The following is a 3,221-nucleotide window of genomic DNA, read 5'->3' as shown; positions in this document are numbered from 1 at the left end:
CTCTTCTTTGTTAATGACTGACTCTTCTTTGTTAATGACTGACTCTTCTTTGTTAATGACTGACTCTTCTTTGTTAATGACTGACTCTTCCTTGCTAATGACTGACTCTTCCTTGCTAATGACTGACTCTTCCTTGCTAATGACTGACTCTTCCTTGCTAATGACTGACTCTTCCTTGCTAATAATATCATCCTCTGATTCTTTTTCAGTAATACTAAGAATCTCAAAGATACTTGAGTTTTTGTTAACTATAGTGCTTTTATATACACGTGGAGTGTTCTCTGATTTTTCTTGGGTAGCTAGTTCGTCCTTAATATCTTTAGCACGTTTTAAAATATGGTGAGAAATCTTTTCAACAAATATATCTTTATCATACGTATCCAACCCCATGTATTTGGATATTTCTTCCATATCCTTCTGCAAAAACACACTCTTTGGTATGCTGTTAAATGCTTGCGATACTATGTCTTTAAGTTCAGGTTGGTTAATATTTGATAAAAAATCCTCAGCTTTTTCTGCTACTGTTTCGTAGAAACCAGGGATATTCTGATAATAAGACAGATAGTTTTTTGTGAACTTTTTATACACTGCCAATCCTGTGTACTCATGTGGATTAGATATCTTTTCATTTTTAAAAAAATGTCGGAAAGAAGCACCAAAGTCAAAACGACAAAACTGATTTTGATATGGGCCAGTCAAAAGACCAATATTTCCCCCATGTATACTGTAATCACTAAACAGTAAAGAGATAAAAACTATAAGAGATAGACCGAAATAAGAATCAAGACTGGAAATTGCGTTTGTATAGGCATTTTTACCATTTATCATTTCGTAAAACGCGCGCCTTTGTTTGCTACCAGAAGTTTTCTCACAAAGCAGAGTGAACTCTTTTTTGGGTTGAATTAAAGCAAACTCAGAATCGCCAACATTAATAAGGTCGGCACATATAAAACCATCTGCATTAGTTTTCGAAATAAGACCTTCTTCTTTAAACAAAGAAATAATTTTGCCTGCAAAAAATTCGGTAAATAATTCTTTTTTTTCAGATGGCTTTTTTATAAAAAACTCATTGCCCTGTTTATCTTTATAAAAGCCATTTATCGAATTAGTTTCTTTTCCATCTTTTTTTTCACCAAATTTTTCTAAGTCACCAAATTTGGGTAAATTTTTATAATCTGGCATTTTTCTCACCAAAAGGTTGACTGTATCAGTTTGTTTTTTAAACTGACTCAAACTAAAGCAACTAACTTCATCTATTTATCCCAAACAACCAGATATTAATTAATTGCATGTACTCTCTAGATAATTTAGGGTAAAAATTGACTACCTATATTTAGCTCTTCGATACCTTTATATTTACTGCGTATTTCTTCTATTTCTTTAGCAGATAAAAGTTTAAATGATAGTTCAGATAAACTAACTTCTGTATAAGCAGCTCCGTCTTTTGTCTTCTGATAGCCTTCGGGTGCTTTTAATTTTCCAACCTCTGCCCATGCACCTGGGTTTTTATTTATTTCCGAAAAAGAGTTATCAAAAGACTCTTTATAATGGTTAAATCCATTTTTATTTTCTTTTGCTATTTCCAATGATATTTCATCTACCAAATCTCTTAGAACGTTCTTTATATTCCCTGGATCAATTCGTGAGTTTAATATGGGTTTGTTATTTTTGTTCACTAGAGCGTCGATAAGAGCTTTGAATCGATAGATACAAAAATACCCACAGTTATTGAAGTCCAAGGTTTCTTGAACTTTTGGCTCCTTAATGCTTTCATAAGTTTTATTAGATTCAGAGGAGCCGAAAAAAGACCATGCCTTTTTGAGAGTTTTTTCTGTTGCGTTCTCTACGTGGTACCCTGCCTTATTCGCAAAAGACTTAAAAACCTCATTCGAATAACCTCCTATAATTTTTGGTAGTAAGCCTCCTATTTTACCTGACTTAGGGTCAAAAAATCCAAGCTCATCTTTTGACCACGCCAACATGACATGATGTCGCCGCGATGTCGCAGAATAACCAGTGATGGTTACATCAGCATATTCAAGAACTGGTAGAATGCATGTATACCCCTTATTGATGTACTTTTCAGCAATGACCTGAGTATGCAAAAGATATTGAGAAGATCCTATTGTTTTTTCGTTAACGTCTTGAGGAGATATATCAGTAGATGGGGAAAATAAAACAACTTTGGACTTACTCTGTTCGTGAGTACACACAAAGAATAGATTTGCTTCTGTTTGTTCTTTCTCCTCAAAAGAGGTAGATGGTTTTTCTTCTTCATTCGTTAAGCTGCCACCCTCTTCTTTATCAATTAAGAGCTCGAAACCCTCTTCTTCTTCAATAAAGGAGGTACGACAAGCTTTTGATTCAATATTAAACCCCTTTGAATCAAGATATTTGAGTTCTGCATCTATGACTTGAGATGGAAGCAATTGTAAAGGCGCTCCATCGTTAATATAACGAAGAATATCACAATTATTGTCGCTGGTAGAGAATGACCTAGACAGCATAGTTACTTTTGCAGGGCTTATTGAATCATTTTTTTTATCAAATATAAAATCGATAACTTGAGTCATGTCCTTGTCAAGGAGAAATTGTTCCTCTTTTTTTGAATGGTTTTGTAACTTTTTAAAGGATTCTAAAAGGGATGGTGATGCGCTTAAATAAAATTTATTGTTTTCTACATCAGCCACACAAATTACCCAGTTATTCTCAAAAGAAAACAAACTAAATCCAAACTTTTTATTGCTAGTGTTACTCATATAAAAGAAATCAAGCTTACTATGATGATTTTGGAACTCCTCGAGCTTATCTATATCCTCTTGTAATTCACGCGTGATATTGTTTTTAAATGCTGAGGTAAAAAAAGCCCCAGTAATAGAGCCTTGTATAAAAGAAGATGGGTTTAACACCTTTTCTAAATAATCTAGCATGTCTTGTCTTGGACAGTCTCGTGATAAAAAAGGAGTTCTATTTAAATCTTTTTGTATTTGCTCGTCGTTAGCGCTAGATTCTACTTTAAGAAATTCTTGTGCATTCTCTTTGTAAAGAATAGTGCAGAGTTCTTCAAAACTAAATTCTGAAAAAGGCAATTTCATATTGGTGTCCTATTAATAATAATGTTATTATAATTATACGCTATAAATCTTAAGTTGAGATTAAGTGATATAGGAAGTGTATTTTAATTGGTGTATTTATTGATTTGGCATATACTGGAAAGAAAA

At 33.2% G+C, this 3,221-nt stretch carries 1 protein-coding gene and 1 pseudogene; both read right to left on the bottom strand.

Going from position 1 to position 3,221, the window contains the following annotated elements:
• Nucleotides 1-1,182, bottom strand: a pseudogene (locus tag Lfee_RS16450) (hypothetical protein); the annotation flags it as partial.
• Between the two features lie 125 nt (nt 1,183-1,307).
• The gene (locus Lfee_RS16445) at nt 1,308-3,095 is read right to left on the bottom strand and encodes a hypothetical protein (protein WP_058448081.1); all 1,788 of its coding nucleotides are present in this window, start codon (nt 3,093-3,095) and stop codon (nt 1,308-1,310) included.
• Nucleotides 3,096-3,221: the final 126 nt, after the last annotated feature.

This window comes from Legionella feeleii, from assembly GCF_001467625.1.
Classification (GTDB): domain Bacteria; phylum Pseudomonadota; class Gammaproteobacteria; order Legionellales; family Legionellaceae; genus Tatlockia; species Tatlockia feeleii.
This window is presented reverse-complemented; position numbering and strand designations above follow the sequence as displayed.